Source organism: Aeromonas rivipollensis (assembly GCF_010974825.1).
In the GTDB taxonomy this organism is placed as follows: Bacteria; Pseudomonadota; Gammaproteobacteria; order Enterobacterales; family Aeromonadaceae; genus Aeromonas; species Aeromonas rivipollensis.
The window spans coordinates 191,614-203,865 of record NZ_JAAILA010000013.1 but is presented as its reverse complement, the minus strand read 5'-3'; the positions used below and the strand labels follow the sequence as shown (position 1 = coordinate 203,865).

Sequence of the window (12,252 nt, the reverse complement as noted above, 5' to 3'; positions counted from 1 at the left end):
CGCGGGCCATCTCTGACAGCCCTAATACAGGAGTAATTCCATGGCTAAAAACTTTGTCGGCACCGGCAGTCAACTGTCCTTCGTGGCCCCCGCCGGCGGCGTAGTATCGGGCAAGCCAGTCAAGATCGGCGCCCTGACCGTCGTTCCCCTTGAGTCGGCGCTGGCCGGCGCGGAATTTACCGGTGCCACCGCCGGCGTCTGGCTGCTGCCCTGTGACACCGCCCTGACGCTCGGCGCCGCCGTCAAATGGGATGGTGCAAAGCTGGTCGCGGACACCACCAAGGACGCGGATGACTTCGGCAAGCTGGTCAGCAGCGGCGCCAGCGGTTACGCCGAAGCGCTGATCGTTCAATGACCGGTGCGCGTTGGCAACGTGCCGCCACTCGCCTGAATGCTGCTGTGGATGATGCCCTGGGGATTGCTGTCATCATCGCGGGGCACCCGTTGGTGGCGCTCTATGATGAAAACCCCGATGCCTTTGGGCAGGTGTTGACCACGTTGCGCGAATTGTCCGTTACGTCGCCCCCGCCGGGGGTGCGCTTCAAGTCGGGCGACAAGGTGGAGATCCCCAGCATGTCGCTGGTCACTTCCGTGAGGGAGCCGCCTTTTACCCGGGCTGGTCAGCTCGTCATTCCAATCAAGTGAGGACGTCATGCCCATCAAGCAAGACTTGGACAAGGCGCTGGCGAACCTGAACCTGCTGCCGACCAAGCTGGTGCCGAAGGCGAGCGCTCAGGCGGTCAACCGGGTGGCGGCTGGCGCGTCCAGTCGAGCTATCCGGCTGACCGCCAAGGATAGCCGGGTGCAGGTGCCCGCCAAGTTGCTGCGCCCCCGGGTGAAGATCTTCAAGGCGTCACAGCAGAAGCCATCAGCCACGATCCGGGTGCGCCGCCGCCCCATCCCTTTGATCAAGGTGGGGGCCGTCCAGCAGCGCCTAGTGCGCTATCGGCAGAGCGCCTTCACGGGGATCGGGGATATGCAGGTCGGTCGTCATCGTGTGCCTGGTGGCTTCATCGCGGACGGTGGCCAAGGCTTTGGCGAATACCGACGGGGCGGTGGCTATGCGGCCACCAAGCTCAAGAGCTGGCAGATCTTGCGCCGGGTCGGCAAAGGCCGTCATGCCCTGGAGGTGATGCGGATCCCGCTGGTGACCCCGATCACCGAGCACTATGAACGGGAATCAAAAGCGGGGATGGCCCGTGACTTGCCCCGCGAAATGCAGCGGGCGCTGTTGCGTCAGCTTCAATTGACCTTCAAATGAGGATAGGATTCTGATCTTCACTCAAGGAGAGCTCATGATCATCCTGAAAATCGTGGTTGCCCTGCTGATGCTGGCATTGATCGCCATTGGCACCTTCCAGGGAGGCTGGCTGGGATTCGTCATCACAGTCGGCATGACCCTTATCCTCAATGGCATGTTCAACCGCTGGGATGCCAGACGGCAAACCCCCTCACGATAACCCGCTTCGGCGGGTTTTTTATTGGATCCAATATGACAATCCGAACCGACATCCGGGCGGCCCTGGCCGAACGGGTGCGAACCTGCGTGCCTGATCTGCGGGAGGTGTATCCCTCCCGCCCAGTAGACGTATCCGCCGAGGATCTGCCTCTGGCGTTCTGCTACTTCCTGGAAGGAGGCGATGGTGAGTTCTCCCTGGATGGGGAGAGCGATCAGGCCCTGCTGATGGTCTCCCTCTATGTGGCCGAAACCAACCAGGCAGACGCCGATCTGGACGAGCTGGCTGAGAAGCTGGCGCCGCTGGCTGGGGACGACCTCGGCGGGCTGCTGCTCGAAGGGCTGGCCTCGGCGGGCTGGCAATACGGTGTAGATGACCGGGGCACTGGCCTTATGTCTCTGACCCTCAATTTTAACGCGACCTGGAGCAAACCCTGATGACTGATGCAACCAAGCCGGTGAAGGGCGCCGGTACTCAATTTTTCATGGCTGCCGCTGCTGGCACCGATAAGCCGGACCCCACCACCGGCAATGCGGTTATCCGTTTGGCTGATGTCAAAGAGCTGACGCCGCCCGAGATGAGCGCCGAAGAGATAGAAGATGCATATCTGGACGCGCCGGACCCGAAGTGGAAAGAGAAAACCGCCGGTCAAATCGACCCCGGTCAGCTCTCGATCACCCTGGCCTGGAAGCCTTCGGAAGCAACCCAGAAACAACTGGTGAACCTGCTTGCCCAAGCCCCTCGCTGGTTTTTCATCAAGTACCCCAATGGGGCGTGGGATGGCTTCTATGGCTTTGTCAGCAGCGTTGGTAAGGCCATTCAGGCGAAAGAGACTATCACCCGTTCGGTAAAAATCTCCCTCTCTGGCCGCCAGTCCCCGGCAGAGACTGACTGGAATCCTGCCGCATGACCGAGCCACACATTGATAGCCGAACCATCAAGCTGCGCACCCCCCGTGGCTTGGAGTCTGATGTCACCGTGCGGGCGCTGACGGCCCTGCAGTTGTTTGAATATCAGACCTACCTGGTCGATGTTGAGTGGCCATCTCAGCCACAGGAAGGGGATAAAAAGGCCCTCGACAAATACACCCTGCAGGTGCAAAAGGCGCTCTATGAGCTGAATGCCACCATGGCGGCGTTTGGGTTGCAGTACCTGCATCCGGTGGAATCGATCGAGGAAGTCAGAGCCCGGGTGATCCGTTCCTACCCCCTACCCGATCACATCATGCGTCTGGCGCTGGCGGTCAAGGAGCTGAGCGGCCTGGCACAGCCGCCCGCTGCCGATGAAGAGAAAGCGGTGGAAGAGGGTGAAGCACAGGAGCCAGCTGACCCAAAAAAAGCCTAGCGGCTGAAAAGGCGTTCATCCTGAGCCTGGCCCGCCAGTTTGGTCGAGCAGACTGGCGGCGCTGGCTGAGCGAGTTTTCGGCTGCTGAGTACCTGGACTGGGTGGCTGATTTCTCAAAGCACCCGACCGACTACCGGATCCGCCAATACGAAACCGGCCAGATCTGCGCCCTGCTGCTGAATGTCCACCTCAAGGCCGAGCACTGGGTCAGCCCCTCAGAATTTTTCTATAACCGCCCCGAACCCGTGGTGATTGAACAAAGTGACGAGGACATTGCCAACCTGGCCGCCTCCATCCCGGGAATAGAGAGAACCTATGTCATCGACCCAGATTGCTGACCTTCGGGTATTGCTCAGCGCGGATCTCTCGTCCCTGCCTGCTGATGTCCGCTCCGCTGCGAATGTGCTGAAAAGCTATGCCGCCGACGCCAAGAATGCCGAAGACTCGACATTCAACTTTGGCCGTTCGTTCAATGAAACGGCAGATCTGCTGTCTCACAAATCCGTTGCCATCGTGCAAGGGTTCAGCGTCGTCCAGGGGGCCGTGTTGGGCCTGGTCGGGACGGCGGCGGGGCTGGCAGCGTCCGTCAGTGCGCTGGCTCAACAAGGGCGCGAGCTGGAGCAAATGTCGCTCAAGGCGGGGGTGTCTGTTGAGAGGATGCAAGAGCTTACCTATGCCACCGAGCAATACAATGGCAGCGGCGACAAGCTGGCCGACATGCTCAAGGACGTACAGGACAAGCTCGGCGACTTCTCGGCCACCGGCGGCGGCGAGTTCAAGGACTGGATGGAGAACATCGCCCCCAAGGTGGGGCTAACCGTCACCAAGCTGCAACAGATGGCGGGCCCGGAGGCGTTGATCGCCGTCCAGAACGCCATGGACGCGACCAACGTCAGCGCCTCGGAACAGGTGTTCTACCTGGAGTCTATCGCCAATGATGTCTCCACGCTCCAGCCCCTGCTGCGCAACAACGGCGCCGAACTCCAGCGCCTGACCGGGCACTATCGAAACCTCAACGTTGCCCTGTCACAGACCGACATCACCCAGCTCAAAGAGATGGACCAGAAGCTCAAGGATGTGAGCCTGCGCCTGCAAAGCTCGTTCGCCCAGGGCGTGCTGGGGGCATCGGATCAGATCGACTGGCTGACCGAAAAGCTCGGCTATGCCGTCAGCTACTGGGGGACGCTGCTCGATAGTTGGGCAGACAACCCACGCACCATTGACGGCATGAGCCGTCGCCTCGGGAACCTGCGTGACGAACTCAAGGATCTGGATGACCAGATCAAGGAAACCTCCGAGCAAAAGGCATTCGGCGGCGTCGGCCTGCTTGATGCCATTTTGGGCGACACGGCGGGCCGCGCTGCCCTGCCGGAGCTCCAGCAGCGTCGCGCCGAGATTGAAGCAGAGATAGACCGGATTCAGGAGGCGTATGGCAAGAAGCGCTTCGGGATTGGTGAGCAACCCGAGTACCAACCCCCGGAGCCAGTCAGCTCTCGAGATACCAGCGCCGATAACAAGAAGCTGCTGGAGCAGGGGGAGGCACGTCTCAGCGCCCTGGACATGCAATATGCCAGTGAGCTGGACAAGCTGCGCCTCTCCCATGAGGAGCGCCTGGCAGAAATCGACAGCATGCAGGTCAGCGAGGCCGAATTGCGGCGCCGCGGCTATGAGAGCCTGGGGGAACTGCGAGAGGAGTACCGCCAGAAGGAGGCGGATTACTTCGCCGAGCAGCAAGCTGACTACATGGCCAAGCGTGAAGAGGCGATGGCCAAGGAGCTGGAGGCGGATCAGCGCAAGCAGGATCAGCTTGCCGAGCAGGAGCGCCAGCGCGTTGAAAGGCAGAAAGCGGCCCAGCAACAGGCCGCCCGCGACATGCTCAACTTCACCAGTCAGACCCTCAGCCTCACCACTGACATGCTCCAGCAGTCTGGCAAAGAGCAGACCTTCATCATGAAGGCATTGCTGGCCGCTCAGAAGCTGTTAGCAATCCCGTCGATCCTGGTGGCCGGTGAGCAAGCAGAGGCCGGTGCGGCGGCGTTTGCCGCGATGACCGGCGGCCTGCTCGCGGCAGAGTCTGCCCGCGCAATGCTCAAGGCCCAGACCATGATATCGGTCGGCATCGTCGCCGGGACGGCCATTGCAGGCATGGCCCATGACGGCATCGACACCATCCCCCGGGAGGGAACCTGGCTGCTCAATACCGGCGAGCGGGTTTACACCAACAAGTCCGCCCAGCGTATCGATCAGATGTATGACCAGCTGATGACTGGGGGAGGCGTGGCGGCCAGCGGCGGCGCTGTGTTTGAGCAGCACTTTCATTTCAGTGCCGACATGACTGACGCCGACCGCAATCAGGTGATCACAGAGGCCGCTAATCGGGGTTACCACATGTTTATCGAAGACCTTGGCAGCAATGGCCAGGCGCGTCGAATGCTGGGGATATGACGATGGAAATCTATGACTGGCCCGCCGAGTTCAGGGTGCGGGAAAACTCCCTTGACCTTGAAACCATGGGGCGGGTATTCGAATCGCCGTTTGACGGCTCAGAGCAGACCGTTGCAACCCCGGGCAGCAAGTGGCTGATGGAGCTGACCATGGGCAAGATGGAGCCCGCTGTTGCCGGCCGCCTGGAAGCCTTCATCGCCAAGCTGGATGGAAAAACCAACCGGGTCAGACTGTGGGACTTTGCGCACCACAAACAGCCGGTACATGGCGCCCCTATCGTCAGTGAGGCGCTGAACATGCGCACCGCGATGACCAGCAGAGGGTGGAAGCCCTCGACCCTGGTGCTGCGGTACGGCGACTGGCTACAGGTGGGCGATGAACTCAAGCGGGTGACGGCAGATGTTTGGTCGGATCAGTCTGGCGCGGCCCGGATTGCGTTTGCCCCCATGCTGCGCAAGAGCCACCCGAGCGGCACCCCCTTGGTGGTCGAGCGCCCCATGGGTGTGTTTCGCCTCGATGGCGGCGGCAAATCTCGTCGCCCGTCAGGCCTTCGCCGTGATCTCGGCACCCTCAAGTTCAAGGAGAGCTTCTATCCATGATCACCGGCCTTGATCCTGATGTGATCGCCGCCCTCAATCAGCCCAACGTGACAGCGCTCTATGCCCTCAAGCTGGACCTGGTGAGCGGCATGAGCCGCCTTCACTCTGGCTTGGGGGAGCTGGTGCTGGGTGGTGAGGTGTATTACGGGGTCGGTGCCCTAGGGGCGGTCAGCCCCCAGAAAGAACAGATCTCCACCTCGCCGACCAAGCTGAGCGTCACCCTGACGGGGTTGGACAACGCACTGCTGGCTGAGGTGATGAGAGAGCGCATCGTTGACCGGATGGCATGGCTGTATTTGGTGGTGCTTGGCCCTGATGGTGCCCCCCTCAATGCCTGCCTTCAGTACAGCGGCAAGATAGCGCAAACCCCCATCAAGGCGGGGCGAACCAACGCCATCCAGCTCACCATTTCAAACAAGTTTGAGGACTGGCAGAAGGGCCTCAACTTGCGCAACACCGACGAAAGCCACCGCCGTATTCACCCGAATGATCGCTTCTTCCGCTACCAGAACCAGATGGCCGACCACTCCATCTTCTGGGGCTCCAAGAAAGATGCCCCGAGTTTCAACTATAAGGACTGACCGCCATGCGCCATCCAGATTGGCAAATCCGCATCATCACCACCATTCAGGCCGCCTCCGAGCGGCCTTTTTGTTGGGGTGAAAATGATTGCTGTCTGTTTGTCGCTGACGTGTGCCTGGCCGCTTGCGACAAGGATCCCGCCGCCCAGTACCGGGGGCGCTACACCACGGAGATCGGTGCCAAGCGGGTGCTTGCAAAGACCCACGGCAGCATTGAGGGCGCCCTCGATGCGCTGTTTGTCCGTGTGCCAATTGCCATGGCCCAGCGTGGTGATGCCCTGGTGTTTGATGGCCCAAACGGGTTGACCGCCGGGGTCATGTGGGCCGGCCAAGTCTGGGCCATGACAGAACAAGGCGCCCGCCCCATTCCGGATCAAGTCCCCCTCATTGCCTGGAGAGTTGAATAATGCCCGCCGCTGCCGTCCCTCTTATCGCTGGTGCCGCTGCTGGCGCGGGCGCTTATGCTGCCGTGACGGCTGTCACGGTGGGCATGGCGCTTTCCATCGGCACAGCGGTGGCCACTGCCACCATGATGTTGACGACGAAAAAGCCGTCGCTCTCTGACTATCGCAGCGCGAGCGAGCGTAGCCAGGTGCTGCGTGCTGCCGCCAGCGACAAGACCTGCGTCTATGGCCGTGTGATCTCGTCCGGTCTGCTGTCGTTCGCCGCCGAGCAGGCCGGTGAACAGGATGAAGGGGAGTGGTTGCACCTGGCCCTGGTACTCGCCGGGCATAAGCTGTCTCGCATCGGGAGCATCTGGTTGGGCGATGACCTGATCAGCGAGTTCTCGGATCTGGTGTCCTACGAACTCCATGCCGACCGCAACACCTGCGACCCCTTCATGTTGGCCAAGTGTGCCGATTGGAAGGAAGACATGATTGGCCAGGGGATTACCTGGCTGCGCCTGTCACTCAAGTTCGACCCCCAGAAGTTCCCGGCGGGGCTCCCCAACATCAAGGTGGAGAAGTTCGGCAAAGAGGTGTGGGATCCCCGGGATGGCAAATGGAAGTGGAGCGATAACGTCGCCCTGGTCATCCTCGACTATTACCGCTCCTGGCTGAAAGTGCCGGACGACGAGATCCGCATGAACGAGTTCATCGTTGCCGCCAATATCTGCGATGAACTGGTCACGCGCCCGGATGGGACGCTGGAGCCCCGCTATACGGCCAACGTCGAGTTCGATCTGGGCGAAGCCAGATCCAAGGTGTTGGAAGCGCTTCATATGGCGTGTGCCGGTCAGCCGACTTACATCGGCGGCAAGCACGGCATCATCGCAGGCGCTTATTACGGGCCTGCCAGCGACGAAATCCGGGCTCACCAGATTATCGGGGATATCGAGCTGCTGCCTGAGCCAGCCAGCAGCGAGAAAATCAACCAGGTGACCGGGACATTTGTAGACCCGATCACCTTCAAGAAGACCGACTTCCCGGCGGTGATTGTCAACGAATGGGTGGAAGAGGACGGCGGCCTGGCCCTGCTGGAAGACCTCGACCTGCGCTGTGTGACCAGCGAATACCAGGCCCAGCGCCTGGCGAATATCATGCTGCGTCAGCGCCGCGCCGCCCGCACCCTGACATGCCCTATCAACCTCTCTGGCTGGCGCTATCGCCCCGGCAGCTCGATCAAACTCTACATCCCAGCCCTGGGCATCAACGGCCCCGAGTTTCGGGTGGTCGATTGGTCATTCTCGCTGACCAGCGCCGTCGAGCTCACATTGCGAGAAGAGAGCCCGCTGTTTTGGTCGGATGCCATTGGCAAGCCCATGGAACGCCCGGAGATCACCGAGCTGCCCTCGGGCGGTGTGGCCATGCCGGATCAGCTCCGCTATGAAGTGGAGCAGATTGGCGAGGTGATCCAGGGCGTGCTGTCCTGGCGCAACGTCGGCACCATCGCCTACAACCAGGTGATCATCCAGCGCCTTGACCCCGGCAAGCCGCCGGTGGTGGTACTGACTGCCCAGGTGCCGGGGCAATCTTGCCGGGTGAATGGCCTGGCGGCCGGAAACTACGTTGGCCAAGTCCGCGCCATCGCCATGACCGGCGCCCCGTCGCCTGTTGCGTCGGTCAATTTCACCATCCAAGTGCCAGCCATTCCCGTGGGGGTGGAGGTCGAGGCGGGCAACTGGTCCCTGGCATTTCGCCCGGTGTTCACCGGCGGCCAGTCTTACGGCACCTTGTGTGAATGGTGGGTGAGCGCAGTTAACTTACCCCTCGCCGATGTGATGACCAAGGCCCGGGCTGGCGGACTGGGGTCTTACATGCTGTTCACTCAGCTCCAGCCAGACACCACCTACTACGTGTGGTTGCGGTCGGTCAACGCCTATGGCAAATCCGGCCTGTTTGCCGCCAGCGGGAAAACCTCCTACGACGCCGCCTCCATTCTCGACATCCTGGATGATCAGATCGGTGGCGAGCACCTGCGCGAGGAGCTGCGCAAACCCATCGAGCAGATCCCGGACATCGCCGGCAAGTTGGCGCTGGTCGAGCGCGAGTTCACCGATCTGAGCGAAACCGTCGCGCCGATTGCTGAGCGGGTGCCGGTCATTGATCAGCAGATGACGGGCTTGGGTGACGCCCTGGCGGCGCTCGATGATCGGTCAAAGCAGACCGAAAACCTGCTGCGCGATGAGCAGAACCACCTGGGTCAGATGGGGATAGATACCGTCCTGCAGCAAGACAAGCTGCACGGCAAGATTGACCAGGTGCAGAGTGAGATGGGCGATCTGCGCGATGCCATCTTCACGGTTAACCCTGGCACCGGCGAGATTGAAATGGATGTGGTGCGGGCGCTTCGTGATGAGACCCAGGCCAGCTTTACCGAGGTCAACCAGAAACTGGACGCCGCCACCGGCACCTTGGCCACCAAGGCCGATCATGCTGTGGTGGATGCCCAGGGCGAACGGCTTACCGAGGCCGAGCAGGTGCTGGATGGCATCAATGCCAAGCTCACCCAGACGGTCACCAAATCGGAGTTTACCAGCGAACAGCAGCGCCTGACCGAAGTCAGCAGCTCGCTGGATGCCGCCATGGGGCAGATCCAGCAGAAGGCCGCCCAGTCCACCGTGACCGAGCAGGGCGAACGGCTCGCGGCGGCAGAGCAACGGATCACCGTCAACAGCGATGCCCAGTCGGCCCTGGCCGAGCGCGTATCCGGCCTCAAGGCCGAGCTGGAGGCAGATGACCAGACCCTGCTGGCCAACATCACCGAAGTGGCGCGGGTCAGTACCGAGGCTGACCAGGTGCTGGCCCAGCGGGTCAGCGGGGTGGAAGTCAGAACCGACACCGCCGAGGGCAAGATCAGGGCGCTGGAGGAGATTGTCGAGAGTGACGGCGGGATCACCGCTGGCCGCTTTGACGAGATCACCGCCACCCTGGACCTGACGGCCAAGGCGGCTGACCAAGCCGCCGAGGCCGCCATTGCCAACGCCCTCGCCGGTGAGCAGGGGGAGCAACGTCACCGCACAGCGGCGGCGGGGATCCGCCGCGACCAGCAGGTACAGCTCGACTTGCACCAGGCGTTGGCGAGCGAGGTCACCGACCTCAGCGCCAAGTTTGAAGGGGAGCAGGCAGACACTGCCGCGCGGTTGACCGTTGTTCGGGAGGTGATCGCCGGGGTGGAGCAGTCTACCGCCCGGGAGATCAGCCAACTCAAGAGCGATTATCAGGCGGCAGACAGCGAGACCAGCGCCGCCCTGGAGGAGAGCAATCGCACCCTGAGTGCCGCCGATCAGGCCATGGCCGAACGAGTGACCCAACTGCAGGCCACCCTGGAGGGGGATGACCAGACGCTCAACGCCGCTATCCTGGAAACCCAGCGCACCCAGGCGCAGGGGGATCAGGCGCTCGCTGAGCAAATCGGTCAGCTCAAGACCTCCACCGGTGAGCAAGCCGCCCAGCTTACCAGCCTGGGTAAGGTGGTCAGTGATGGCCAGCAGGCCACCGGCGAGGCCCTGCAACAGCTCACCACCAAGACGGATAACACCCAATCCGCCGTTGGCACCCTCTCAGAGGCCGTAGCAGAACAGGGCAAGGCGTTGGCAGCCAAGCAAGATGACCTCTCGGCAGAGGTCGATCTGACGGCCCTGGCCAGCATCGGCAATACACTGTCTGATGAGCGGGGGGAGGAGAGGGCCCGCAAGGCTCGCGCCGAGATCACCCGTCGGCAAGAGACCCAGGCCGACGAACACCAGGCGCTGGCCCGCGAGGTGACCCAGTTCCGTGCCGAGTTCGAAGGGGATCAGGCTGCAACGTCCGCCGCGCTCACCGGGGTGCGGGAGGTAATCGCCGGGGTGGAGCAATCCACCGCCCGGGAGTTAAGCCAGCTCAAGACCGATTACCAGGCGGCAGACAGCAGGACCAGTGCCGCCCTGGAAGAGAGCAACCGCACCCTGAGCGCAGCCGATCAGGCCATGGCTGAGCGGATGACCCAACTGCAAGCCGCCCTGGAGGGGGATGATCAGACGCTCAACGCCGCTATCCTGGAAACCCAGCGCACCCAGGCGCAGGGGGATCAGGCACTGGCTGAGCAACTGACCCAGCTTGCCGCCAAAGTGGAGACGGATGGCAAGGTGCTCGATGCGGCCATCAAGCAGGCCCAGCAAGCCCAGGTGACCGGTGACAGTGCCCTGGCCACCCGCATGGACCAACTGCAGGCCTCCCTGGAAGGGGATGACCAGACGCTCAACGCCGCGATCCTGGAAACCCAGCGCACCCAGGCGCAGGGGGATCAGGCGCTGGCCGAGCAACTGTCTCAGCTTCAAGCCAAGGTGACCAGTGGTGACACCACCCTGGGGTCGGCCATTCAGCAGAATCAGCAGGCCCAGGTGGAGGGGGACAAAGCCAACGCCGACGCCATCACCAAGGTGCAAGCCAGCCTCAACCAAACCACGGCAGCCGTAGAAACGGCAGCCAAGGCGGTGGCTGACCTGAAAGGCAACGTGGAGGCGGGCTGGTACACCAAGGCCCAAATCGCTGGAGAAGGGGGCGGCTTTGGCCTGTCGGTCAAGCTGAATGAAGATGGCACCGTGCTGAGCACCTTCGTGATCGATGCGGATGTGTTCGCCGTGATGTCGAGGGCGGGCGGTGCGACGACAAAGCGCAACCCGTTCGTCATCAAAAACGGCACCGTCTACATGAATCACGCCATGATGGACACGGCCGAGATCGGCAACGTGATCGCCAAGTACATCAAGGTCACCAACCTGTCAGCCGTCACCATCGAGAACAGCCAGTTCAAAGGGGGAAATGCTGGGTTCGGGCCTGGCGGCCCTTACAGCGGCTGGGGCGAGGGGTGGCACACCATCATCTATGCCGATGGCACCATCCGAACCAACCGCCTCTATGCAGCAGAGGGGTCGTTTACCGGCGAGGTGAATGCCAACCGTGGCACGTTCAACAACGTAGTCATGCGAGAGAACTGCCAGATCCTGGGTCAGCTCGATGTGAACCAGGTGGTGGGCGACATCACCACCCTGATCAAGGCGGTGGCCAACTTCTCGATCCCGGCGTACCGCCGCGCCCGCAACGTGGTGTGCATCGATCCGGTGACGGCCTATGGCAACGTATCGGGCCAGGGAACGATAGGGATCGCGGTGGTCTTTTACCTCAATGGGGTGGAGAAAGGCCGCGTATCCAAGACGGAATACGTCGCTACTGGTGGCACCCGATATTTATCCATCGACATCAAGCCCTCGTTCGAGATCCCGGCAAACACCAATGCCACCATCACCTTCGGCATCGAGGCGATTGGCAATGGCGCTGGCATCAGCTCCACCGGGTTCAGTGGCCAGGCGGTCTGGCTCACTGGTTTGAAGTAACACTGACCACC

13 protein-coding genes are annotated in these 12,252 nt (G+C 61.9%); all 13 read left to right on the top strand.

The genetic code is table 11. The features are described from left to right. The first annotated feature begins 40 nt into the window (after window positions 1–40). On the top strand, window positions 41–355 hold the full coding sequence (locus tag G4923_RS10570; RefSeq protein ID WP_163136990.1) for a DUF2190 family protein: 315 nt from the start codon (window positions 41–43) through the stop codon (window positions 353–355). Next, entirely contained in the window at window positions 352–645 is a 294-nt protein-coding gene (locus G4923_RS10565; protein ID WP_163136989.1) for a hypothetical protein, read from the top strand. Before G4923_RS10570 ends, G4923_RS10565 begins: the two co-directional genes overlap by 4 nt. A gap of 7 nt (window positions 646–652) precedes the next feature. After that, on the top strand, window positions 653–1,261 hold the full coding sequence (locus tag G4923_RS10560) for a phage tail protein (protein ID WP_163136988.1): 609 nt from the start codon (window positions 653–655) through the stop codon (window positions 1,259–1,261). Between the two features lie 34 nt (window positions 1,262–1,295). Next, window positions 1,296–1,460, top strand: a complete 165-nt coding sequence (locus G4923_RS10555) for a hypothetical protein (protein ID WP_163136987.1) — start codon at window positions 1,296–1,298, stop codon at window positions 1,458–1,460. Between the two features lie 32 nt (window positions 1,461–1,492). Then, window positions 1,493–1,894 (top strand): phage tail terminator protein, encoded by a 402-nt coding sequence (gene gpU, locus G4923_RS10550; protein ID WP_163136986.1) that lies wholly within the window; start codon window positions 1,493–1,495, stop codon window positions 1,892–1,894. Beyond that, on the top strand, window positions 1,894–2,367 hold the full coding sequence (locus G4923_RS10545) for a phage tail tube protein (RefSeq protein ID WP_163136985.1): 474 nt from the start codon (window positions 1,894–1,896) through the stop codon (window positions 2,365–2,367). The genes gpU and G4923_RS10545 overlap by 1 nt, the downstream gene beginning before the upstream one ends. Next, window positions 2,364–2,801 carry a hypothetical protein gene (locus G4923_RS10540; protein ID WP_163136984.1) on the top strand — a complete coding sequence of 146 codons (438 nt, stop codon included), beginning with the start codon at window positions 2,364–2,366 and terminating at the stop codon, window positions 2,799–2,801. Before G4923_RS10545 ends, G4923_RS10540 begins: the two co-directional genes overlap by 4 nt. Before the next feature lie 101 nt (window positions 2,802–2,902). Beyond that, window positions 2,903–3,139, top strand: a complete 237-nt coding sequence (locus tag G4923_RS10535; protein ID WP_420884900.1) for a hypothetical protein — start codon at window positions 2,903–2,905, stop codon at window positions 3,137–3,139. Then, window positions 3,117–5,246, top strand: coding sequence for a hypothetical protein (locus G4923_RS10530; protein WP_163136983.1), 2,130 nt, complete (start codon window positions 3,117–3,119; stop codon window positions 5,244–5,246). The genes G4923_RS10535 and G4923_RS10530 overlap by 23 nt, the downstream gene beginning before the upstream one ends. A 2-nt stretch (window positions 5,247–5,248) precedes the next feature. Beyond that, window positions 5,249–5,845 carry a hypothetical protein gene (locus G4923_RS10525; RefSeq protein ID WP_163136982.1) on the top strand — a complete coding sequence of 199 codons (597 nt, stop codon included), beginning with the start codon at window positions 5,249–5,251 and terminating at the stop codon, window positions 5,843–5,845. Next, window positions 5,842–6,426, top strand: coding sequence for a hypothetical protein (locus G4923_RS10520; protein WP_163136981.1), 585 nt, complete (start codon window positions 5,842–5,844; stop codon window positions 6,424–6,426). Before G4923_RS10525 ends, G4923_RS10520 begins: the two co-directional genes overlap by 4 nt. Before the next feature lie 5 nt (window positions 6,427–6,431). Next, window positions 6,432–6,833 (top strand): DUF6950 family protein, encoded by a 402-nt coding sequence (locus G4923_RS10515; protein ID WP_163136980.1) that lies wholly within the window; start codon window positions 6,432–6,434, stop codon window positions 6,831–6,833. Then, window positions 6,833–12,241, top strand: a complete 5,409-nt coding sequence (locus G4923_RS10510) for a phage tail tip protein J-related protein (protein WP_163136979.1) — start codon at window positions 6,833–6,835, stop codon at window positions 12,239–12,241. Before G4923_RS10515 ends, G4923_RS10510 begins: the two co-directional genes overlap by 1 nt. Window positions 12,242–12,252 lie beyond the last annotated feature (11 nt).